General features: G+C 71.8%; 21 protein-coding genes and 1 other RNA gene. 8 read left to right on the top strand and 14 right to left on the bottom strand.

All coding sequences use genetic code 11. The annotated features are described in order from the left end of the window. Nucleotides 1–48: 48 nt before the first annotated feature. Nucleotides 49–1,167 (bottom strand): pyridoxal phosphate-dependent aminotransferase, encoded by a 1,119-nt coding sequence (locus Q0116_RS08505; RefSeq protein WP_297886897.1) that lies wholly within the window; start codon nucleotides 1,165–1,167, stop codon nucleotides 49–51. 199 nt (nucleotides 1,168–1,366) lie between these two features. Between Q0116_RS08505 and Q0116_RS08500 the strand changes: the two genes are divergently transcribed. Beyond that, nucleotides 1,367–1,867, top strand: coding sequence for a metal-dependent hydrolase (locus Q0116_RS08500; RefSeq protein ID WP_297886895.1), 501 nt, complete (start codon nucleotides 1,367–1,369; stop codon nucleotides 1,865–1,867). A gap of 50 nt (nucleotides 1,868–1,917) precedes the next feature. On the opposite strand, the gene Q0116_RS08495 is transcribed toward Q0116_RS08500, so the two are convergent. Next, entirely contained in the window at nucleotides 1,918–2,709 is a 792-nt protein-coding gene (locus Q0116_RS08495) for a PHP-associated domain-containing protein (RefSeq protein WP_297886894.1), read from the bottom strand. A 153-nt stretch (nucleotides 2,710–2,862) separates the two neighbouring features. Here Q0116_RS08495 and Q0116_RS08490 point away from each other — a divergent pair, with 153 nt between their 5' ends. Then, nucleotides 2,863–3,162 carry a hypothetical protein gene (locus tag Q0116_RS08490; RefSeq protein ID WP_006628879.1) on the top strand — a complete coding sequence of 100 codons (300 nt, stop codon included), beginning with the start codon at nucleotides 2,863–2,865 and terminating at the stop codon, nucleotides 3,160–3,162. A gap of 17 nt (nucleotides 3,163–3,179) precedes the next feature. On the opposite strand, the gene rocF is transcribed toward Q0116_RS08490, so the two are convergent. Next, the gene (rocF, locus tag Q0116_RS08485; RefSeq protein WP_297886893.1) at nucleotides 3,180–4,085 is read right to left on the bottom strand and encodes an arginase; all 906 of its coding nucleotides are present in this window, start codon (nucleotides 4,083–4,085) and stop codon (nucleotides 3,180–3,182) included. Nucleotides 4,086–4,228: 143 nt separating this feature from the next. Here rocF and Q0116_RS08480 point away from each other — a divergent pair, with 143 nt between their 5' ends. Next, entirely contained in the window at nucleotides 4,229–4,447 is a 219-nt protein-coding gene (locus tag Q0116_RS08480) for a hypothetical protein (protein WP_297886892.1), read from the top strand. 107 nt (nucleotides 4,448–4,554) lie between these two features. After that, nucleotides 4,555–5,088 (top strand): Rrf2 family transcriptional regulator, encoded by a 534-nt coding sequence (locus Q0116_RS08475; RefSeq protein WP_006113045.1) that lies wholly within the window; start codon nucleotides 4,555–4,557, stop codon nucleotides 5,086–5,088. Nucleotides 5,089–5,208: 120 nt separating this feature from the next. Here the strand turns inward: Q0116_RS08475 and Q0116_RS08470 are convergent, their stop codons facing one another. The 7 genes from Q0116_RS08470 to ligA all read right to left on the bottom strand — a co-directional run bounded on the left by Q0116_RS08470 (nucleotide 5,209) and on the right by ligA (nucleotide 13,112). Then, nucleotides 5,209–6,387, bottom strand: a complete 1,179-nt coding sequence (locus tag Q0116_RS08470) for an NAD(P)/FAD-dependent oxidoreductase (RefSeq protein WP_297886891.1) — start codon at nucleotides 6,385–6,387, stop codon at nucleotides 5,209–5,211. A gap of 84 nt (nucleotides 6,388–6,471) precedes the next feature. Beyond that, on the bottom strand, nucleotides 6,472–7,290 hold the full coding sequence (locus tag Q0116_RS08465) for a nucleoside phosphorylase (protein ID WP_297886890.1): 819 nt from the start codon (nucleotides 7,288–7,290) through the stop codon (nucleotides 6,472–6,474). A gap of 68 nt (nucleotides 7,291–7,358) precedes the next feature. Next, on the bottom strand, nucleotides 7,359–7,763 hold the full coding sequence (gene cdd / locus Q0116_RS08460; RefSeq protein ID WP_297886889.1) for a cytidine deaminase: 405 nt from the start codon (nucleotides 7,761–7,763) through the stop codon (nucleotides 7,359–7,361). A gap of 88 nt (nucleotides 7,764–7,851) precedes the next feature. Next, a complete protein-coding gene (locus Q0116_RS08455; RefSeq protein WP_297886888.1) occupies nucleotides 7,852–9,450 on the bottom strand; it encodes a hypothetical protein in 1,599 nt (532 codons plus the stop codon). 84 nt (nucleotides 9,451–9,534) lie between these two features. Further along, nucleotides 9,535–10,269 carry an MBL fold metallo-hydrolase gene (locus tag Q0116_RS08450; RefSeq protein WP_297886887.1) on the bottom strand — a complete coding sequence of 245 codons (735 nt, stop codon included), beginning with the start codon at nucleotides 10,267–10,269 and terminating at the stop codon, nucleotides 9,535–9,537. A 35-nt stretch (nucleotides 10,270–10,304) separates the two neighbouring features. After that, nucleotides 10,305–11,156, bottom strand: coding sequence for a hypothetical protein (locus Q0116_RS08445; protein ID WP_297886886.1), 852 nt, complete (start codon nucleotides 11,154–11,156; stop codon nucleotides 10,305–10,307). Nucleotides 11,157–11,204: 48 nt separating this feature from the next. Further along, nucleotides 11,205–13,112 carry an ATP-dependent DNA ligase LigA gene (gene ligA / locus Q0116_RS08440; RefSeq protein WP_297886885.1) on the bottom strand — a complete coding sequence of 636 codons (1,908 nt, stop codon included), beginning with the start codon at nucleotides 13,110–13,112 and terminating at the stop codon, nucleotides 11,205–11,207. Nucleotides 13,113–13,210: 98 nt separating this feature from the next. Here ligA and Q0116_RS08435 point away from each other — a divergent pair, with 98 nt between their 5' ends. Continuing rightward, on the top strand, nucleotides 13,211–13,795 hold the full coding sequence (locus Q0116_RS08435; RefSeq protein ID WP_297886884.1) for a GNAT family N-acetyltransferase: 585 nt from the start codon (nucleotides 13,211–13,213) through the stop codon (nucleotides 13,793–13,795). 287 nt (nucleotides 13,796–14,082) lie between these two features. Here Q0116_RS08435 and ffs read toward each other — a convergent pair. Further along, nucleotides 14,083–14,394, bottom strand: an RNA gene (gene ffs / locus Q0116_RS08430) — signal recognition particle sRNA. 83 nt (nucleotides 14,395–14,477) lie between these two features. Further along, on the bottom strand, nucleotides 14,478–14,891 hold the full coding sequence (locus tag Q0116_RS08425; RefSeq protein WP_297886883.1) for a hypothetical protein: 414 nt from the start codon (nucleotides 14,889–14,891) through the stop codon (nucleotides 14,478–14,480). A 125-nt stretch (nucleotides 14,892–15,016) separates the two neighbouring features. Between Q0116_RS08425 and Q0116_RS08420 the strand changes: the two genes are divergently transcribed. Further along, nucleotides 15,017–15,475 carry a hypothetical protein gene (locus tag Q0116_RS08420; protein WP_297886882.1) on the top strand — a complete coding sequence of 153 codons (459 nt, stop codon included), beginning with the start codon at nucleotides 15,017–15,019 and terminating at the stop codon, nucleotides 15,473–15,475. 29 nt (nucleotides 15,476–15,504) lie between these two features. Here Q0116_RS08420 and Q0116_RS08415 read toward each other — a convergent pair whose 3' ends face one another. After that, nucleotides 15,505–16,530: an aldo/keto reductase gene (locus Q0116_RS08415; RefSeq protein ID WP_297886881.1), complete on the bottom strand. Its 1,026-nt coding sequence runs from the start codon at nucleotides 16,528–16,530 to the stop codon at nucleotides 15,505–15,507. A 120-nt stretch (nucleotides 16,531–16,650) separates the two neighbouring features. Continuing rightward, on the bottom strand, nucleotides 16,651–17,295 hold the full coding sequence (locus Q0116_RS08410) for an FAD-dependent oxidoreductase (RefSeq protein WP_297886880.1): 645 nt from the start codon (nucleotides 17,293–17,295) through the stop codon (nucleotides 16,651–16,653). A 357-nt stretch (nucleotides 17,296–17,652) separates the two neighbouring features. On the opposite strand from Q0116_RS08410, the gene Q0116_RS08405 reads away from it, so the two are divergent. Together Q0116_RS08405 and Q0116_RS08400 are read left to right on the top strand one after the other, a co-directional pair. Continuing rightward, the gene (locus tag Q0116_RS08405; protein WP_297886879.1) at nucleotides 17,653–19,410 is read left to right on the top strand and encodes a 2-oxoacid:acceptor oxidoreductase subunit alpha; all 1,758 of its coding nucleotides are present in this window, start codon (nucleotides 17,653–17,655) and stop codon (nucleotides 19,408–19,410) included. A 3-nt stretch (nucleotides 19,411–19,413) separates the two neighbouring features. Beyond that, on the top strand, nucleotides 19,414–19,730 hold a 317-nt coding region (locus Q0116_RS08400), incomplete at its 3' end, for a thiamine pyrophosphate-dependent enzyme (protein WP_297886878.1).

Here is a 19,730-nt window from a genome sequence, read left to right as displayed (position 1 = left end):
CCGAGCACGGCGGTCGGCTCTGGCGGCGGGCGACACGGAGGCGGTCGCTCAGCGGGGCGCCGGTTCCTCGGCGAAGTAGTCGGCGAGCCGCTCCGCGGCCTCGGCCGCGCGCGGCGTCACCAGGGCGAACCGGATCCAGTCGCTGCGGGCGGTGCCGAACGCCTCGCCGGGCATCCCCGCGACGCCCGCCTCGTCGACCAGCCGCTTGACGTTCGCCATCGTGCCGGGGAAGCCGTCGAAGCGCGCGAGGACGTAGAAGGCCCCCTCGGGGCGGCTGTACTCCGCGCCGGCCGCGTCGAGGGCGTCGGTGAACGCCGCGACGCGGTCCGCGAGCAGCTCTCGCGACTCGGCGTAGTACTCCGGCGGCGTCTCGGCGAGCGCGTGGTACACCGCGTACTGGGAGGGGCGCGCGCCGGCGACGTTCACCAGCATGTGCCGCGTCTTGGCGTCGTCGACGTGCGCCTCGGGGAAGACCCCGTAGCCCACGCGGAACCCCGTGATCGCCATCGACTTCGAGAAGCCGCTGGTGACGATCACGCGGTCGTCGTCTAAGCTCAGCGCCGACTCGAACGAGCCGGAGAGGTCGAACCGGCCGTACACCTCGTCGACGACGACGAGCGCGTCGACCGCCGCCGCCACGTCGACGACCTCGCGGACAGCGTCGAGGTCGTAGACGGCCCCGGTCGGGTTGTTCGGCGTGTTGAGGACGATCAGGGCGGTGTCCTCGCTCGCCGCCTCGCGGATCGCGTCGACGTCGAGCCCGCCGTCGCGCGCCGTCGGCACGAGCGTCGGGGTCCCGTCGAGCAGGTGGGTCTTCCCGGGGTAGTACGGGTACACCGGGTCCATGAGCAGCGCCTCGTCGCCCGCGTCGCGGTCCAGCGCGCGGGCCATCGCGAGGTAGTTCGCCTCGCCCGTCCCGTTGGTGACGACCACGCGCCCGGGGTCGACGCCGCGGCGCTCGGCGATCGCCTCCCGGAGCTCGCGGAGCCCCTCGCTCGGCGGGTACTGGAAGTCGGCGGGCGGGGCGTCGGCGTACTCGCGGAGCGCCTCGCGGAGCGCGGCGGGCGGCTCCCAGTCGGGGTTGCCGCTCACCATGTCGATGACGTCGCCGTCGGCGGCCGCGGCGTACTGCATCACGTGGAAGAACTTCGGCTCCTCGTACTCCATACGGGCGGGTCGGGCGCGCCCGCCGTGGCTCTTTCGCCCGGAACGGGCGCCGCGGCGTGGGACCGCCTCTGCGCGGCGACCGCTGCTGCGAAGGACTGCCCCAGCGCGTTGGCGACCGCCGATGCGAGGGACCGACTCAACGCGGCGACCGCCGCCGCGATCCGGTGGTTTGACTTATCGACGGACGCACTCGGAGAGCATGAACAAACGCGGTCACGTTCTCAACGGCCTGCTTCTCGCCTTGGGGCTCGGCTTCATCCTCGAGCCGAGCCTCGACGCCGCGACCGCGACGACGGTCGCCGAGATCACCGCCCCCGTCGTGCTGGGGGCGCTGTTCCCCGACGTCGACACCGCCTTCGGCCGCCACCGGAAGACACTCCACAGCCTCCCCGTGCTGGCGATCTTCCTCGCGTATCCGATCGTCTTCGGTAACCTCCAGTACGTGTGGATCGGCGTGTTGACTCACTACATCCTCGACGTGGTGGGGAGCCGGCGCGGCATCGCGCTGTTCCACCCGCTCTCGGACAGGGAGTTCGGGTTCCCGAGCGGCGTGACGACGAGCAGCAAGTACGCCGACCTCGTCACCGTGATCATCACCGCGATCGAGCTGGCGGCCTTCTGGGCGATCCACACGTACGTCGTGAACCTAGACTTGGACCTCTCCGTCGCCTCCGAGGCCGCCGCCGGATTCGGGCTCTGACCGAGGCGGAGGCCGGGAACGGCACCGCTCCGCGACGCCCGTTCGACCGCTCACTCGTAGACGCTCACGTCGTCGAACCGACCCTCGTAGGCGACGTTCGACGGCAGCGTCGGCTCGTTGCCGGAGAGGAACATCCGGTCGAGCTTCGCCCACGTGTTCTCGTAGCCGAGGTGCGCGAACTCGACGAGGCCGCGGAGCTGGTGGCCGGCGCCGCCGCGGTGGATGACGGTCCGGGGGCGGCGCTCCCGGAAGGCCTCGACGACCGCCGCCTCGTCTGCGAGGTCGCCGTCGAAGGCCGTCCACGCCTCGCCGACCGTGCCGGGGAGGTGGGCGTACGAGGAGCCGAACCCGTCGCAGCCGGTCTCCGCCGCGGTCCGGCGGGCGCGCGCGTTCTGGTGCGGCAGGAGCTTGGTGTTGTACGTCTCGACCGCGTCGATCCGCTCGGCGTGGGCGTCGACCTCGGGCCGCGTGAGCGAGATGGTGGCGAATCCGGGGTGGGGGACGAGGACGGCCGCCTCCTGCCGCTCGAACTCGGCCATCGCGCCCTCGAAGGTGATGTAGTCGGGGACGGGGTCGGAGAGGCCCAAGACGAGGAGGTGGCGGCGGTTCCCCCAGTCGCCGGTGAACACCTCGCGGGCGGGGATGACCTGAAGCTCGTCGTCGGTGTACCGGGCCGCACGCTCGCGGATCGTCGGGAGGCGCGTGAAGTGCGGCGCGTACACGAGCGCGTCGATGTCGCGGGCCTTCGCCCGGGAGACGACCTCGTCGTCGAGCACCTTGACGTGGGCGTCGACGCGCGTTTGCGATCGGGTCACGGTCGGACGGTCGTCGCGCCCGCGCAAAGGGGTATCGTTCGACGACGACGGTGCCGCGACCGCGGGTCCGACGCCGCGGCGCGGACGGTACCGAGCGCCCCGGCGTCGCCCGCGACGACCGCCCGGCGGGCCCGCGCCGAGTTGGGAAACCGTTAATCCCCCTCGGGCGAGAGTCCGGGTATGGCCCCTCGCTGGACGTGCGGCATCGGCGACTGCGACGCCGCCTTCGACGACGTGGAGGCGGCGATCGTCCACCAGACGAACGATCACCAGCGCCACGAGTGTAAGGTGTGCGGCACAATCGTCCCCGACGGCTACTTCGCGATCCGCCACGCGTTCGACGAGCACACCCGCGCCGAGTTCGTCCGCGCGTACGACGCCGACTCGGCGGCGGTGCGCCGCCGCGAGGAGATCAAAGGCGAGATCGAGTCGGCGGCGGACCTCCAGCGGGTCGTCGAACAGCTCGACCGCGGCGTCTGACCCGCCCCGGCCCAGAGTTAGAGGACCCGCTTGCCGAGCGCGCTCGCCGCCAGCTCCGTCGCCAGCTCCGCGGTCTCGTTGTGCTGGTCCAGCGTCGGATTCACCTCGACGATCTCCATCGAGCGGAGCGCGTCGGTCTCGTCGACGATCTCCATCGCGCTGTGGGCCTCCCGGTAGGTGACCCCGCCGCGGACGGGCGTCCCGACGCCGGGCGCGGCGTTGGGGTCGAGCCAGTCCAAGTCGAGGCTGACGTGGATCCCGTCGACGCCGGTCGAGGCGACGGTGAGCGCCTCCTCGGTGACCTCCGTGATCCCCCGCTCGTCGATGTCTGACATCGTGTACGCCGCGAAGCCGCGGTCGCGGATCAGCTCCACCTCCGCCTCGTCGACCGATCGGAGGCCGACCAAGGCGACGTTCTCCGGCGAGAGTCCCGGCGCGTTCGCCCACTCGGTGTCCGCGAACTCGTCGATCCCGAGCGCGGCCGCCAGCGGCATGCCGTGGACGTTCCCCGACGGCGTCGTCGCGGGCGTGTTGAGGTCCGCGTGCGCGTCGAACCACACGGCCCCGATGTCCGCGTCGCGGGCGGAGCCCGAGAGGCTCCCGATGGCGATGGAGTGGTCGCCGCCGAGCGCGAGCGGCACCTCGCCGTCGGCGAGCGTCGCCGCGACCTCGTCGCCGAGCTGCCGGCAGACCTCCTCGGTCTCGCGGAGGAACTTCGCTTTCCCCTCGCTCGGCGCGTCCGCGTCCGGGTCGCGCTCCTCCGCCCGCGGGACGAGGAGGTCGCCCGCGTCGACGGTCTCGACGCCGGCTCCGGCGAGCTGGTCGGCGAGCCCGCCGTAGCGGATCGCCGAGGGCCCCATGTCGACCCCGCGTCGGTTCGCTCCGTAGTCGGTCGGCGCGCCGATGATCCTGACCGTGGTCATACCGGTCACGCGACGCGACGCCGCTTCAATGGTGGGGATCGGTCGCCGCCGACCGCGCCCGACTCGTCGGTGTCGGCGGGGTCGTCGGCGAGCTACCGGCCGGATCGGACACCGTTTTGCGGCCGCGCCCCCTCGGGGCGGGTATGAGCAGCTCCGACCCCCGGTCGGTCGACCCGAGCGACATCGAACCGATCGGCGCGGTCATCGCGGTCGCGTTCACCGGCGCGGCGATCGGGCTCGCGGGCGCCGCGGTGTCGTTCGTCGCCGTCGACTTCGGCGTCGCGCTGATCGGCGTCGGCGTCGTCGTCGCGCTCTCCAGCCCGATCGCGTACGTCCGGATGAAGCGGCTACGCGGGGACTGAGTCGGGAGTGCGCGTCCCCGCGGCGTCCGGCCATCGACGGTATTCCACACGATCATTTATAAGTGAATTCCATCGCATTTAAGCGGGGGCACGGTGTATTTGCGACCATGTCATCGATCGAGCTCACGTCGAGCCAGAAGAGCATCCTCACGGCCCTGATCAACCTCTACGGGGAGCAGGAGGATGCCGTGAAGGGCGAGGCCATCGCCGAGGAAGTCGACCGCAACCCGGGGACGATCCGCAACCAGATGCAGAGCCTCAAGGCCCTCCAGCTCGTCGAGGGCGTTCCGGGCCCGAAGGGTGGCTACAAGCCTACGTCGAACGCGTACGAGGCGCTCGACATCCAGCGCATGGACGAGCCGGCCGACGTCCCGATCTTCCACGAGGGCGATCAGGTAGAGGGGGTCAACGTCGACGGGATCGACCTCTCCAGCGTCCACCACCCGGAGCTGTGCCGCGCCGAGATCCACGTCCAGGGGTCGGTCCGCGACTTCCACGAGGGCGACAGCGTCACCGTCGGCCCGACGCCGCTCTCGAAGCTCGTCGTCGACGGCACGGTCGACGGCAAAGACGACACCGCGAACATTCTCATCCTGCGGATCGACGACATGCGGGCCCCCGACGAGCCGGCCGAGCACTGAGTGCGACGGAAGTCGTTGGAGTAACTGCGGAGATATTCGTCGACGGAGCCGACGGTCCGTCCGTCGCGGAATCGATTCGACCGTCCGGAGAGAGGCGTCGGCGGCGCGAGTCGCCCGCGCCTACATGTCGCCGAACGCGCTGACGCCGCGGCCCGCGGAGGAGACCTTGGCGATCCAGCGCGTGGCGATGGCCTTCTTCAGCAGCTTCGCGGGCGTGCCGCCGAACGTCTTGATGGGCATCCCCATCACGTCGTGGGCGACCGCCTCCTCGCCGACGGAGATGACCGTCCCCTTGTCCTCGTGGGTCCACGAGCGGAGCGGCGCGCCGCGGGCGGCGCGGGCGAGGTTCGCGCCGGCGACCTCCGCGGCCTGCCAGGCGGCCTGTGCGGTCGGCGGGGCCACGTCGTCGCCCTGCTCGACCAGCGCGGTGTCGCCGATGGCGAACACGCGGTCGTCGCTGGTGGAGAAGTCGGAGCCGGCGTGGACGCGGTGCGACCGTTCGTCCTTCTCGACGTCGACGCCCTCGACCTCGGGCTGGCCCGTGATGCCGCCGGTCCAGATCAGCACGTCGTACGCGAGCTCCTCCGGCTCCTCGTCCTCGCCGCCGCCGAGGTAGACCGCCTCCTCGTCGGCCTGCGAGATGAAGTCGCCGGTGAGGATCTCGACGTCGGCGTCCTCCAGCCGCTGGCGGAGCGCGCCCTGGATCTGCGGGTCGTTGCCGGGGAAGACCTCGTCGAGCCCCTCGACCAGCGTGATCTCGATCGGCGCGCGGTGCTTGTCGCGGTACTCGGCGATCTCGCCGGCCGTCTGGATGCCGGAGAGGCCGGCGCCGCCGACGATGACCTCGGCCGGGTCCGAGCGGGTCGCGTCGGCGGCCGCCTCGCGGACGTCCTCGTGGATCGCCTTCGCGTCGTCGAGGCTCTTCAGCTGGTGGGCGTTCTCCTTCAGCCCCTCGATGCCGAAGAAGGCCGTCGTCGAGCCGACGCCTAAGAGGAGGTAGTCGTAGTCGACGGTCGTCCCGTCGTCGGTCTCGACGACCCGATCCTCGGTGTCGACGTCGACGACCCGGCCCTTCACGAAGTCGGACTCGGGGGATTTGATCTCGTCGACGGGGATCGTGATCTTGTCTTCGACCGCCGGGTTGCGGATCGCGCGGTGGACCTCGTGGAGAACGAGGTGGTAGTCGTGTTCCGAGATCCACGTGAGCTCGGCCTCGCCTTCGCCGACCTCGTCTTCGAACGCCTTCACCGCCCCTGCGCCGGCGTACCCGGAGCCGACGACGACGACCTGTGTACTCATGCGTGTAGGTCCGCGGTGCGCAGATAAAGTCGCTTTGGAACGCTCGCAGGCAAATATCGCCACCGCGGCGGCGTCGGGGAGTCGTTACAGCGAGAGCCCGGCGTGCCAGCGGTCCGCGCCCGCCTCCCGCTTGACCTCGTCCATCCGCGCGAGGAGCTTCACCGCGAGGCTCGCGGTCTCGGCCGCGCGCGACTCGCCCTCCGTGCGGAACTCGCCGGTCACGCGGTTGGCGTACACCGAGCAGACCGCGCCGGCGCGGAGCCCGTACACGTTCGCGATCGTGAGGATCGCCGACGCCTCCATCTCGATGTTCTTCACGTTCGCGTCCCGGAGCTCCGCGACGAGCTCGTCGGAGCCGGCCGCCTCGAACCCCTCGAACCCGGGGCGGCCCTGCCCGGCGTAGAAGGAGTCGGCGCTCATCGTGACGCCGGTGTGGTAGTCGTGGCCGAGCCGCTCGGCGGCGGCGACCAGGGCGGAGACGACCTCGCCGTCGGCGGCCGCCGGGTAGTCCTCGCGGACGTACTCGTCGCTCGTCCCCTCCTGCCGGACGGCCCCGGTCGTGATCACGAGGTCGCCGACGTCCATCTCCGGCTGGATCGCGCCGCAGGAGCCGACCCGGATGAACGTCTCGACGCCGACGCGCGCCAGTTCCTCCACGGCGATGGCCGCCGAGGGCGAGCCGATCCCGGTCGAGGTCACGGAGATCGGCGCGCCGTCGTAGCTGCCGGTCGCGGTGCGGTACTCGCGGTGGCGCGCGACCTCCTCGTGGCCGTCCCACAGCGCCGTGACCTTGTCGACGCGCTCGGGGTTGCCCGGGAGGAGGACGGCGTCGGCGACGTCCTCCGGCGCGGCCTCGACGTGGTATCCGGCACCGTCGTTGGGGTCCTCGCTGTCGTCGGTCATGTCTCCGCACTTCGGCGAGCCGTATAAAAGGAGTTCCGTCTCGGTCGCCCGGAGCCACTCCCCGAGGGTCAGTCCTCTCTGGCGTCGTCGAGCGTCCCCTCGTTGATCGTGTTCGGGAGCAGTTCGCCGAGGGTGTACTCCGTCACCGCGTCGCCGCCCTCGTCGCAGGCGACGACGAGGTCGTCGGCCGCGAACTCCGCGAGCGTCTGGCGGCACATCCCGCAGGGGGTGACCCCGTCGCGGACGCCCGAGGAGACCGCGATCCGGTCGAACTCGCGGTGGCCGTTCTTCACCGCCTCCGCGATCGCGACCTCCTCGGCGTGGAGGCTGTTGGAGTAGTTCGCGTTCTCGATGTTACAGCCCGTGTAGACGGTGCCGTCGGCGGTCCGCAGCGCGGCGCCGACGCGGTACTCGGAGTACGGGACGTGGGCCGCCTCTAGGGCGTCGCGCGCCGCGGCGATCAGCTCGTCCATACCGACGGGTGAGGCGGCGGGCCGATAACTGTACTGTGTCGCGGCCGCGTCCCCCGACTCCCGCGCCGCCGGGCGGCCCCGCGGCCGGTCACTCCCCGTCCGCCCACGCCGAGAAGCCGCCGTCGATGAGCGTGTCGGCCTGCTGGCGGATGTACTCGCGCTGGGTGTCGACCACCGCGGTCGCGAAGTCGTCGCCGTCGTCGAGGCGAGCGCGGACCCGGTCGCGCTTCCAGCTCGCCGGGGTCGTGCGGTTCGCGACCCGCCAGCGGAGCGGCGCGATCCACTCCGCGGCCTCGTCGTCCGCGCAGCCGGCGGTCCGGAGCCCCGCCTCCGCGTGGTCGAGGAGGTCCGCGTACAGCGCGTCCGTGTCCGTCGTGCGCTCCCCGTCGAGCCCGATCCACGTCATGTCGGCGCCGAGGCCGTCCGCGACGGCGGCGTAGAAGTTGTCGCGGGCGGTCTCCCAGTCGAGGCCGATGACCGGGTGGTCCCGCTGCGCGAGCGCCTGCATCAGCCCGGCGAACGCCGCCTGGAACGCGATGGAGTCGCGGACCGTGGGCTGGCCGGGGATCGGGCGGAACTCGATCCGCGCGTTCGCCGCCGAGCGGCTCGCCCCCTCGAACACCGGGCGGACCCACCGCCAGTAGCTGCCGTGTTTCGTCCGGAACGTCGCGAACGCGTCGTCGAACCGGTCGCTGCCGCCCGGGTCCGGCATCGGGATCAGCGTCTCGTCGGCCGCGATGCGGTCGACAGCGGTCTCGACGTCGCGGAAGTCGCGCGGGAACCGGACCTTGTCCGCGTCGGTCCGGGCGTTGAGGACGGACTCGAACACGTGGACGCGGTTCTCCGTCGCCCCCTCGGCGAGGACGCGCTCGCCGTCCCAGCCGTCGTCGTACAGCTCCGGCGGGAAGAACGGCGAGTTGACCCCGAGCGCCAGCAGCGGCCCGGCGATCCGGAGCGCGTACCGGAAGTGCCGCGGCAGCGTCTCGGCGTGGGCCACCTGGTAGTGCGGCTGGATCGACGTGATGAGGCTCTCGGGCATCACCGTCTCCGCCGCCAGCGACACGCCCGGCGCGTCGAGGGCGACGACCGGCTCCGATTCGGCGTCGGCCGCGGCTCCGTCCCCGTCGGCGAGGTCGTCCCGGCGCGAGTTCGCCATCGCGTGGTACCGGACCGCGTCGCTCATGTTGACCGCGACGACGACGCCGTCGACCGCGACGCTGTCGGTGAGGTACCCTTCGGCGGTCTCGCCCGCGGGCGGGATGGTCCAGAGCCCGTCGGAGACGAGCCGCATCCCCTCGACGCCCGCGGTGTTCTCGGCGGCCTCCAGCCGCGCGCGGACCTCGGCGAGCTGCGCGCGGAGCCCGTGGTCCGAGAGCGGCTGCGGGCTCGTACACATCTCGGCGTTGTGGAGCCCCAGCTCCTTCTCGAAGCCCATCAGCTCCAGCAGGCGGCGCGGCACGCGCATCAGCGCGTACTCGCCCGCCCGCGACTCCTCGCTCCACCGCCCGTCGCCGACCGCGTAGAACTCGTACTCGAAGCCGACGATCGACTGGTGGTTGTCGAAGGCGCCGTCGCGCAGCGCCTGTTTGACGATCTCGGCCTCCTCGGCCGCGCGCTCGGCGAACGCCTCCGCGTCGACCGAAAGCGCCTCCCGGACCCCGTCGGCCAGCGCGGACTCGGTGGTCATGCGACCGGGAGAGGTGTCGGCGAGGTAAAAAGGCCTCCGGCCGCGAGGGCCGTTCCGTCCGGTTCGACCGTCCGCCCGGTTCGCCTACTGGTTCGCCGAGCGCGCGTCGAGCGCGACCGGGATCGATCGGCTCGCCACGTCGCCGGCGAACGCCTCGCCGTCCGCCTCGAGCAGGTCGAACGTGTCGTAGTGGATCGGCACGACGAGGTCCGGGCCCATCGCCTCGGCCAGGTCGGCCGCCTCGCGCCGGTCCGAGACGATGCCGCCCCCGCCGATGTTGGCGAGGAAGACGGAGACGTCGAGCTCGGCGAACCCGTCGAGGGCGTCGGAGTCGCCGGGCCAGAAGACTGTGCGGCCGCCGAGCGACAGGAGGAAGCCGCAGCCGAACCCGGGCGGGTGCGCGACCGAGCCGTCGGCGTCCGCGTTCGGCCCCTCCGGGTCGTTGTGGGCCGGGACCGACCACACGCGGACCTCGCCGGCGGGCGTCTCGACGTCGACGCGGTCCTCCTCGCCGACGCGGACCACGTCGTAGTCGGCGGCGAGCGCGTCGATCGGTTCCACGTCGCGGTCGATGCCGGCGGGGTCGACCGCCTCGTAGATCGCGAGCGTCGCGTCGTCGCTCGCGACCGACCGGATCCCGTCGCTGTCGTAGTGGTGGTCGTGGGTGACGACGACGAGGTCGCCGTCGCGCGCCCAGTAGTCGTCGAGGACGCCGTACCGTCCGGGGTCGGTGTAGACGACCGAGCCCCCGTCCGTCTCCAGCCGCGCCGTCGCGTAGCCGAGCCACTCCACCGAGAGTTCCTCGTAGCGGACCGTCATGTCACCGCCTGCGGCCGCGGTCGTCTTGAGGGTGGCTATCGGCCGCGGTCGGCGTCGCCGTCGGCGTCGTCCGCCGGCTCGGCGTCGCCGATCACCGACAGGTCCCACGCGGCCGCGAGCGCGTCGGCGTCGAGCGCCCGACCCAGCGCGTGCTCCGGGACGAGCGGCATCGGGACCGGGACGTAGCCGGCCTCGCGCATCGCGCCGAACCCGCCGACCGTCTCGACGACGGTTCCGTCGTCGCCGCGCCGGACCCGGAACTGCTTGTCGTCCGGGTCGCGGCGGTAGGCGAACGGGAACGCCTCGTCCGGTGGCGTCCGGAGGCTGGCGACGCCGCCGAGGACTGCGACCGGGTCGCCGTCGACCTCGCAGACGAGCCGGGGGACGGCCGGCCGCCCGTCGTCGCCCGTCGCGGTGGCGTCGACGTCGGCGTGGGCGGCGACCGGGCCGGCGGGGGTGTCCGTCTCCCGCCACGAGAACGTCGGGTCGCCGAGCCCCTCGTAGCGGACGCAGGCGTAGCCGCCGCCCGAGACTGGGATCCGGTCCGGGCCGACGTGGAACGTCCGCCGGTCGTCGGTCCGCGCGGCGAGGAGCGGCGGGTCGGCGAGGAGGTCGCGCACGGCGGCCGCGGTGTCGGCGTCGCGGGCGACGAACAGGGCGCGGCGGTCCCGGTCGAGCGCGTGTCCGAGCCGCGAGACGATCACCGTGGGCGTGGCGTCGTCCGCGGCGAGGGGCTCGACCGCGACCCGGTCGTCGCCGCGCGTCGCGACGGCCGGGGGCTCGGCGGCGCTCTCGGGGCGAGCGACCTCGAACCCCTCGGCGGCGAGCCGATCGGCGGCCGCGTCGGTGAGGTCTCGCCGCGTCGCGTCGCCGAGCGGGCCTGGCATGCGAACGGCTACGAGCCGGAGCGTGAAGGAGTTTCGCGTGGCGGAACGTCAGTCGTCGCCGGCGAGGCGGCGGACGCGGGCGAGCGAGTCGGCGCCGTCGACGTCCTTGTCCTCGCGGACGCCGACGAACCGGGGGAAGCGGAGCGCGTAGCCGGCCGAGTACGTCGGCGACGTCTGGATCTCCTCGTAGCCGACCTCGACCACCAGTTCGGGGTCGAACGCGACCGTCGTCCCCGTCTCCTCGACCACGAGCGGCTCCAGCCGAGCCGTGAGGTCCGCGAGCGCCTCGTCGGTGATCCCGGTCGCCACCTTCCCGACCGTGGCGTATCCCGGTGGCGCGAGGTCGCCGGCGTCGCGGTCGTCGGGATCGCGGCCGGCGGCGTCGCGTCCGTCCGGGTCGCTCGCACCGTCGCCGTCGCGGACCGCGAGCAGGAACGTACCGAACAGCTCCGCGCGGCGTCCCTCGCCCCACTCGGCGCCGACGACGACCGCGTCGAGCGTCTCCACGTCGGGCTTCCGCTTCAGCCAGTCGCGCCCGCGGTCGCCGGGGGTGTACGCCGACTCCGGGTTCTTCAGCATGACCCCCTCGTGGCCCGCGTCGAGCGCGGCCCGCTCTTCGGCCGCGATCGCGTCCGCGTCCCCGGCGAGGGTGAGGTCCGCGGCCGCGTCCGGGAGGGCCTCGCGGAGCCGGTCGTGGCGGACGCGGAGTGGCTCGTCGAGCAGGTCGTCGCCGTCGGCGTGGAGGCAGTCGAACGCGTGGAGCCGCAGCGAGACCGTCTCGCGCATCCGGTCGATGTCGTGCTTCCGCCGGAACCGCCGCAGCACCTCCTGAAACGGGAGCGGGTCGCCGTCGTCGTCGACCGCGACGACCTCGCCGTCGAGGATGACGGGGACGTCGACGCGGTCGGCGACGAACTCGGCGATCTCCGGGAGCGCCTCCGTCACGTCGTCCATGTTCCGCGAGTAGAGCCGCGGGCCGAGCGGGGAGTCATCACTGTCCGGCGCGTCGTCGTCCGGCGCGTCGTCGTCCGCCTCGGCTCCGTCCGGCGCGTAGTGGATCTGGACGCGGGCCCCGTCGAACTTCGTCTCGACGGCGACCTCGCCGAACGCGTCGACCGCGTCGGTCGCGGTGCCCGCCTGCGCGAGCATCGCCTGGACCGGGCGGCCGACGCGCAGCGACTCCGCGCGGAGCCCCGCGATTCCCTCGTCGCGGGCGCGGACCGCGACCCGCCCGTAGTCGTTCGTCACGTGAAGCGCGCGCTCGACGGCCGCGACCGCGTCGGCGGGCGCGGCGAGTTCGGGGTCGTCGCCGTCGGCGGGGCCGTCATGGTCGCCGTCGGACTCGTCGCTGTCATCGGTCGGCGTCTCGGGAGAGAGGAACGCCTCCGCGATCGCGTCCCGGACCGTCCCCTCGCCGACGCCGAGCCGCATCTCGCCGAGGACCAGCCGCGCGAGGAACGCGGCCTCGCTCGGCGAGCATCGCGTGAACAGCCCGAACAGGGCGTCGCGCTTGCGCGACTCGCTGCCGTCCCCGCTCGCGGCCGCGAGGTCGCGGAGTTCCTCGTCGACCGCCGCCACGGTGAGCGCGTCGCGACCGGAGCCGAACGCGGCGAGGCCCCGCTGGCCGCCGAAGTCGTACGCGGCCGCGACCGCGCCGATCTCCCCCCGCTCCGCGAGGCGGTCCTCGACGTCGGCGGCGTCGACGTTCGGGCCCGCGGCGCGGGCGACGGCCTCGCGGCAGAGCGCGGGGCCGACGTCGAGCGTGCGAGTGTCGTGGGCGGGGAAGACGCGTCCGAGGAGGAACCGGACGACGACGGAGAGGTCGTCGCCCGCCCCGCGGTCCGCGCCGCCGTCGCCGGCGTCCGCGAGCAGGTCGGCGACCGCGAGGGTCGTCTCGATGTCGCCGTCGTGCGCGGCCACCCGTTCCGCCCGTTCAGCCAGCGCGGCGAACTCCATACGCGTCCGGTCGGCGGCCGGCGGGCAAAAGCGACGCGATGACGGCGGGCGACCGGGTCGGGGATCCGCTTTTCACCTCCGCCCTCGTACGAGCGTCCATGTACGTCCGCGACGCCAAAAACCGTGACGAGGCGTGGTTGTTGGACGCGATCGAGCAGCTGGGGCTCGACGACGTCGCCTTCCGGTCGCGGGACTACGTGATCGCGGTCGACGAGGAGTCGGGCGACCGGGCCGGCTTCGGTCGGCTCCGGCTCCACCGCGGCGATGAAGACGAGGAGAACCGGATCGAGCTCACCGGCATCGGCGTCCTCCCCGAGTGGCGCGATCGGGGGGTCGGGGCGCACGTCGTGGAGCGCCTCGTCGACACCGCGGCCGCGGACGGGTTCGAGACGGTGTACGTGCTCACGGACCAGCCGGAGTACCTCACGCAGTTCGGCTTCGAGCGCGTCGACACCGACGACCTCCCGCCCGCGCTCTCGGACCGGCTGACGGAGAAGCGGGAGTTTCTCGGCGGCGGAGTCGTCGGCCTCGTACTCACCGTCGACGCGTTCGAGATGCCGGACCGGTTTCGGCAGGCGTTCAAGGACGCCGAGCCGACCGGCGACGACGAGCCGGAGGAGTCGGCCGAGGACTTCGGGATCGACCCGGACTCGGCGACGTACAAGTACGACACCGGTCGCTGAGTCCGACCGCACGCGTTCCCGCGTTCGTGGTGGCGCGTGCCGACGAGCGGCGGGTAGGCCGCGAGTCGCACGCGCGAGGGACGCCGCGGGCGACCGGAGGGAGCGAGCGGCGAGGCCGGGGAGAAACGAGGTGCGGTTGCGGTCGGGCGGGACTCGCGGCTGGGGCTTCGGTGGTGTTCGCGGCGACAGCGTCGATTCTCTGTAGATAGACGCTCGCAAGTTTGACGCGCACATCGACCACAGCACCGGAACGGCGTCACCACTCGTCAGACAAGTCAGCGTATGAATGGCGGACAGGCGGGGGAGCCCGGCGTTCCGCCACGGGGTATCCCGATTGCCTCCTCCACCCCGCGACCCGACGAGCGACTGGCGTCCGGCGATGGGCTGCTCGCTTCCGCGCCTGACCCGATATCGCCGACGAACCGCGACGGACCGCTCCTGCGAGCGGGCGACGCGGACCGCTGTCCCCGGCGGACGAGGCTTCCACGTTGGCTCTCGGGGCCCGTGCCGGTCTGACCGGACGTGCCCGCTGTTCGGTCCCCGCTAAAGACTGCCTCACGGGTGACGAGCGGGGCCTAACCGCCCGACCTAGTCCGTCCGGCGATACTCGGGTGCGGCATAAGGGCCTTTCGTTCGCCGGCCGACGGCGGCCCGGCGAGTGGGCGCGCGTCCGACGACCGGGCTACGTCAACAGCTCGCGGGCGTACACCCCGGCGGCGAGGGGGACGGGAACGGTGAGCGCGACGACGGCGGGCGCGTGCCACACCAGCCAGAGGTGGTCGCGGAACACCGCGCTCGGCTCGACCGCGAGCGCCCACGTCGCCGCGCTCGCGGTCGTCGCGAGCCCGAGGACGACCGCCACGCCCGCGAGGGTCCCCGGCTCGACGTTCCCCCGCTCGACGGAGGCGATGACGACCGCGGAGAGCAGCGAGAACAGCGCGATCCCGCCCCAGCCGACGACGCCGGAGGCGTAGTAGGCCGCGAGCTGGTCCGCGTACTCGGCCCCCGAGATGAACGCGTACGGCGCGACGAGCGCGACCACGGTGACGACGGCGGCGGCGATCCCGACCCGGCGCGAGACGGCGCGGAGGTCCATACCCGACCTCGGGACGGAACCGCGGTAAAAGGACCGGATCGCCCGCGGGGGACGAGCCCGCGGCCCGCCGCGTCCGCGTGGTCCGTTCCCGTAGGGTTTTGCCCCGTCGGTCCCCACCACCGAGCATGTCTCTCGACGTCGACCCGCCGGAGCCCCCCGAACTCGCCGCCGTCGACCCGAACGAGTACGAGGACGCCGAGGTGGCGGGCGGCGAGTACCGCCGCGACGAGCTCGAGGCGTTCCTCCGCGAGGGCGCGTGGGAGGAGGCGTTCGACCAATGGGCCGCGGGCAGCGACATGGACGCGGCGGACTGGGAGATCGCGCTCGACCTCGAGTTGGTCTCCCGCTTCGACTTCTTCTGGGACGACTTCGCCGACCGCGTCGGCTACCACGCGCCCGGGCTGCCCGAGGACTGGAAGGAGCGCGACCTCCACCCCGACCTCGACTCGTGGGGGACCGTCTCCGCGATCAACGCGGGGCTCACGGAGCTCGGGCAGATCGTCTGCGAGACGCTCAAGGAGGAGTACATCGACTGGGAGGCCGACTTCGACGCCCCCGACGACCTCCCCGACTTCGAGACGTAGCGGGCGCGCGCCGCGTTCGGGGTGGCCCCTCAGTGCCCCCAGCGGTTCCCGTTCGGGTCGTAGCGCGCGTCCATGATCCGGTCCCACTGCTCGTCGGAGAGGTCGATTTCCGTTGCCGCGACGTTCTCGTCGAGCTGGTCGACCGTCCGCGCGCCGACGATGGGGACGCAGGTGAACTCGTCCCACCCGGAGAGCCACGCGAGCGCGACCTGCGCGGGCGTGGCGCCGAGTTCGTCGGCAACCGCGCGGACCGCGTCGAGCACCTTCCAGCCGCGCTCGGAGAGGTAGAAGCGCTCGAACCGGTCGTCGAAGCTCGCGCGGGAGCCGTCCGGGGCGATCACCTGCTCGGGGTCGTCCGGATCCGCGCGCTCGTATTTCCCGGTGAGGAACCCGCCCGCGAGCGGGGAGTACGGGCAGACCGCGAGCTCCTGGTCGATACAGACGTCGAGGTACTCCTTCACGTCCTCGTAGTAGCCCGCGTGGTGGAGCGGCTGGACCACGTCGAAGCCCGCGTAGCCGTTGACGTCGGCGGTCCACTGCGCCTTCGTCAGCCGCCACGCCGCCATCGTCGACGCGCCGAGGTGGTGGACCTTCCCCTCGGCGACCAGCTCGTCGAGCGCGCGCATCGTCTCCTCGATGGGGGTATCCTCGTCCCAGCGGTGGATGTAGTACACGTCAAGGTAGTCCGTGTCGAGCCGGTCGAGGGTCCCCTCGATCTGCGCGCGGATGTGCTTCCGGCCGAGCCCGGAGTCGTTGGGGCCGGGCTCGCCGCGCCCGTCGAACGGGAAGTACACCTTCGAGGCGATCACGTAGTCCTCGCGGTCGCGGTCCGCGAGCCACTCGCCGATGTACGTCTCGCTCTTCCCGTTCGGCGTCCCGTACACGTTGGCCGTGTCGACGAAGTTGATGCCGCGGTCCGCGGCCGCGTCGAGGAGCTCGTGCGCCTCCTCGCGGCCGGTCTCCACGACGCCGTTCGTCTCGCGTCCGAACCGCCACGTCCCGAGGCAGAGCTCCGAGACGCTGAGGCCGGTGTCCCCGAGTCGTCGGTAGTCCATACCCTGCCCTCTCGGGGGAGCGCGTAAAGCGTGACGGCACCGGCGGACGCGACCGCGGTGCGAGGAGGGACCCGCGATGTGAGGAGGCCGCGACGCGGAGCGGCCGCTCCGCGATCGTGCCTAGCCGAAGTTCTCGACCTTCGCCGCGTCCGCGTCGCCGCCCGCCGCGTCGACGGCTGCCTCGGCGTCGGCGACGAGGTCGGCGAAGCCGTAGACGAACACCGTCTCGCCGTCCGCGCCCGTGAGGACGTCGGCGACGGCGTCGGTCAGGTCGTCGTCCGACCCGAGTAGCCGGATCGCGGCCCCGCGGTCGCGCAGGGCGTCGATCCGGTCGGCGTGGGCCGCGTCGTCGTCGCGGTAGACGACGGCGGCCTCGGCGTCCTCGTCTATCGCGCGCTCGGCGATGGCGACCGCGGGACCGACCCCGGGACCGCCGGCGATCACGACCGCGCGGGCCTCGCCGTCGTAGTGCTGGTCGCCGAAGGGACCGGTCAGGGTCATCTCGGTGCCCGCCTCCGCGTCGGCGAGGAACGCGGAGAACTCGCCGCCCTCGTCGGGGTCGATCCCCACCGTGACCTCGAAGGTGTCGCCGACGCGGGGCGACGAGAGGGTGTAGAAGCGCGCGACCGACTCGCCGTCGATCTCGGTGCCGAGCTTCACGAACTGTCCCGGTTCGGCGGCGAACCCCTCGGGGGCGCGGAAGCGGAGGGCGTACGTGTCGGGGCCGACCGACTCGGCCGACTCGACCGTCGCTGTCGTGTCCATACCACGGATCGGCGAGGGAGACACAAACGTGTTCCCGTCGGCGTCGGTCCTGCCCGTGTCGAAACCCGCTCGCTCGGCCGACCGCGATTCGACGCACCCGCCCTCGCAGGGGCGACCGGGCGCCTGAGCGCCCGGCCGTCGAGCGGAAGATTTCGACGGTCGTCGAAAACCGGTCCGACGCGAGGGGTCGATCGTGAGGAATGTGGTGTATGAGTGTTCAATTATATTCGGATATCTTCCGGTTGTGGAGACGAGATGCCACAATATTCGCGAGATCAGATACGTTCGTCCAAAAACACCTCGGTGGCTCCTTCCAGAAGCCTTTTGATGAGTCCGCCGGAACCTTGCCCATAGCACATGGCTGCGGATTTCAACTGGGCTGTCGGCGGAGAGGCCGGCGACGGCATCGACTCGACGGGGAAGATCTTCGCACAGGCGCTTTCCCGCGCGGGTCGACACGTGTTCACGTCGAAGGACTTCGCATCGCGGATCCGGGGCGGCTACACCGCCTACAAGGTGCGGACCTCCGTCGACAAGGTACAGAGCGTCGTCGACCGACTCGACGTGCTGATCGCGTTGACCCCCCGGACGATCGAGGAGAACCTCGACGAGCTCCACGAGGGGTCCGTCATCATCTACGACGGCGAACGGACGACGATGCAGGACGTCGAGATCCCCGAGGGGATGATCGGCCTCGACGTGCCGCTCAAGAGCCTGGCCGAGGAGGCCGGCGGCGCTATCATGCGGAACGTCGTCGCGCTCGGGGCGGCCTGCGAGGTGGCGGAGTTCCCCATCGAGAACCTCGACTCGGCCCTCGAGAAGCGGTTCAAGGACAAGGGCCAGAAGCTCGTCGACAACAACAAGGAGGCGGCGCGGGCGGGGCAGTCGTACGTCGCCGACGAGTACGACCACGAGTTCGACTACTCGCTCGAGACCACCGACGAGGACTACGTCCTCCTCAACGGCGACGAGGCGATCGGGATGGGTGCCATCGCGGCCGGCTGCCGCTTCTACGCCGGCTACCCGATCACGCCCGCGACCGACGTGATGACGTACCTCACGGGCCGCATCGACCGGTACGGCGGTCACGTGGTCCAGGCGGAAGACGAGCTCTCCGCGATCAACATGGCGCTCGGCGCGGCTCGGGGCGGCGCCCGCGCGATGACGGCCACCTCCGGGCCGGGGATCGACCTGATGACCGAGACGTTCGGGCTCATCGCCACCTCGGAGACCCCGCTCGTCATCTGTAACGTGATGCGCTCGGGCCCCTCGACGGGGATGCCGACGAAACAGGAGCAGGGCGACCTGAACCAGATGCTGTACGGCGGCCACGGCGAGGTGCCGCGGTTCGTCCTCGCCCCCACGACCATCGACGAGTGCTTCTGGAAGACGGTCGAGGCGTTCAACCTCGCCGAGAAGTACCAGGTCCCCGTCTACCTCACCGCCGACCTGTCGATGGCGGTCACCGAGCAGACGTTCTCTCCGGACACCTTCGACATGGACGCGGTGGACGTCGAGCGCGGCAACGTCGTCGACGAGACGACGATCGACGACCACATGAGCGAGTCTGGCGGCTTCCAGCCCCACGAGCTCACCGACGACGGCATCTCGCCGCGGGCGTTCCCCGGCACCGCCGACGGCGCGCACATGTCCACCGGCCTCGAACACGACGAGCAGGGCCGCCGGACGGAGGACACCGAGATGCGCGTCGCGCAGGTCGACAAGCGCAACCGGAAGGTGGAGACGGCCCGCGAGCGCGAGGACTGGAGCCCGCGCGAGTTCGGCGACGCGGACGCCGACTCCCTCGTGATCACGTGGGGGTCGAACGAGGGCGCGCTCGCCGAGGCGGTCGAGATCCTCGACGACGAGGGACAGGACGTGCGGGTCCTCTCGGTCCCGTACATCTTCCCGCGGCCGGACCTCTCGGAGGACGTCGCGGCCGCCGAGACGACCGTCGTCGTCGAGTGTAACGAGCAGGGACAGTTCGCGGACCTCGTCGAACACGACGTGCTCGAACGGGTCGACCGCGTGAACAAGTACAACGGCGTGCGGTTCAAGGCCGACGAACTCGCAGCGGAGATCAAGTCGACCCTCGCGGAGGGGGTGGAGGCGTAACCAATGAGCTCAGACATTCGATTCACCGACTTCAAGTCCGACAAGCAGCCGACGTGGTGCCCGGGATGCGGCGACTTCGGCACGATGAACGGGATGATGAAGGCCCTCGCCGAGACGGGCAACGACCCCGACAACACCTTCGTCGTCGCCGGCATCGGCTGTTCCGGGAAGATCGGCACGTACATGCACAGCTACGCGCTCCACGGCGTTCACGGGCGCGCGCTCCCCGTCGGAACGGGCGTCAAGATGGCCCGGCCCGACATCGAAGTGATGGTCGCCGGCGGCGACGGCGACGGCTACTCCATCGGCGCGGGCCACTT

The sequence above is a fragment of the uncultured Halorubrum sp. genome, from assembly GCF_937146585.1.
Lineage (GTDB): Archaea > Halobacteriota > Halobacteria > Halobacteriales > Haloferacaceae > Halorubrum > Halorubrum miltondacostae.
Note: the sequence above shows the minus strand (reverse complement) of the source record. Positions and strands in the feature narration are given on the sequence as shown.

Coding starts and splice junctions, on each gene's coding strand:
- Q0116_RS08505 (WP_297886897.1), bottom strand. CDS start 1,167: ATGGAGTACGAGGAGCCGAAGTTCTTCCACGTGATGCAGTACGCCGCG.
- Q0116_RS08500 (WP_297886895.1), top strand. CDS start 1,367: ATGAACAAACGCGGTCACGTTCTCAACGGCCTGCTTCTCGCCTTGGGG.
- Q0116_RS08490 (WP_006628879.1), top strand. CDS start 2,863: ATGGCCCCTCGCTGGACGTGCGGCATCGGCGACTGCGACGCCGCCTTC.
- rocF (WP_297886893.1), bottom strand. CDS start 4,085: ATGACCACGGTCAGGATCATCGGCGCGCCGACCGACTACGGAGCGAAC.
- Q0116_RS08480 (WP_297886892.1), top strand. CDS start 4,229: ATGAGCAGCTCCGACCCCCGGTCGGTCGACCCGAGCGACATCGAACCG.
- Q0116_RS08475 (WP_006113045.1), top strand. CDS start 4,555: ATGTCATCGATCGAGCTCACGTCGAGCCAGAAGAGCATCCTCACGGCC.
- Q0116_RS08470 (WP_297886891.1), bottom strand. CDS start 6,387: ATGAGTACACAGGTCGTCGTCGTCGGCTCCGGGTACGCCGGCGCAGGG.
- Q0116_RS08465 (WP_297886890.1), bottom strand. CDS start 7,290: ATGACCGACGACAGCGAGGACCCCAACGACGGTGCCGGATACCACGTC.
- cdd (WP_297886889.1), bottom strand. CDS start 7,763: ATGGACGAGCTGATCGCCGCGGCGCGCGACGCCCTAGAGGCGGCCCAC.
- Q0116_RS08455 (WP_297886888.1), bottom strand. CDS start 9,450: ATGACCACCGAGTCCGCGCTGGCCGACGGGGTCCGGGAGGCGCTTTCG.
- Q0116_RS08450 (WP_297886887.1), bottom strand. CDS start 10,269: ATGACGGTCCGCTACGAGGAACTCTCGGTGGAGTGGCTCGGCTACGCG.
- Q0116_RS08445 (WP_297886886.1), bottom strand. CDS start 11,156: ATGCCAGGCCCGCTCGGCGACGCGACGCGGCGAGACCTCACCGACGCG.
- ligA (WP_297886885.1), bottom strand. CDS start 13,112: ATGGAGTTCGCCGCGCTGGCTGAACGGGCGGAACGGGTGGCCGCGCAC.
- Q0116_RS08435 (WP_297886884.1), top strand. CDS start 13,211: ATGTACGTCCGCGACGCCAAAAACCGTGACGAGGCGTGGTTGTTGGAC.
- Q0116_RS08425 (WP_297886883.1), bottom strand. CDS start 14,891: ATGGACCTCCGCGCCGTCTCGCGCCGGGTCGGGATCGCCGCCGCCGTC.
- Q0116_RS08420 (WP_297886882.1), top strand. CDS start 15,017: ATGTCTCTCGACGTCGACCCGCCGGAGCCCCCCGAACTCGCCGCCGTC.
- Q0116_RS08415 (WP_297886881.1), bottom strand. CDS start 16,530: ATGGACTACCGACGACTCGGGGACACCGGCCTCAGCGTCTCGGAGCTC.
- Q0116_RS08410 (WP_297886880.1), bottom strand. CDS start 17,295: ATGGACACGACAGCGACGGTCGAGTCGGCCGAGTCGGTCGGCCCCGAC.
- Q0116_RS08405 (WP_297886879.1), top strand. CDS start 17,653: ATGGCTGCGGATTTCAACTGGGCTGTCGGCGGAGAGGCCGGCGACGGC.